The following is a 261-nucleotide window of genomic DNA, read 5'->3' on the forward strand; positions in this document are numbered from 1 at the left end:
GTTTGTTGCTCAGCTGGAAGTTGAAGGTGACGTTCTCGTCGCCCTCTTTCGCTGGCAGCGAGCTTACGGCCACGGTGGTGTTGTCGATGGTGTCTTCGACAGTCGCGGTGTTGGTCGCGCCAGTCAGGTCCACGCCTTCGTAGTTGCCACCATTAACGGCAGTCACAGTGGCGGTAACGGTAGAAGCATCTTTGTAGACGTCTTCGACGTTGGTGTTCGGAACCTGCAGGGTGCCCTTACCGTCCGCATCCACTGTAACGG

1 protein-coding gene is annotated in these 261 nt (G+C 57.5%); it reads right to left on the reverse strand.

Going from position 1 to position 261, the window contains the following annotated elements:
- On the reverse strand, positions 1 to 261 hold a 261-nt coding region (locus tag F3J45_RS29750; protein ID WP_167070884.1), incomplete at both ends, for an immunoglobulin-like domain-containing protein.

This window comes from Pantoea sp. Ap-967 (assembly GCF_011752565.1).
Lineage (GTDB): Bacteria > Pseudomonadota > Gammaproteobacteria > Pseudomonadales > Pseudomonadaceae > Aquipseudomonas.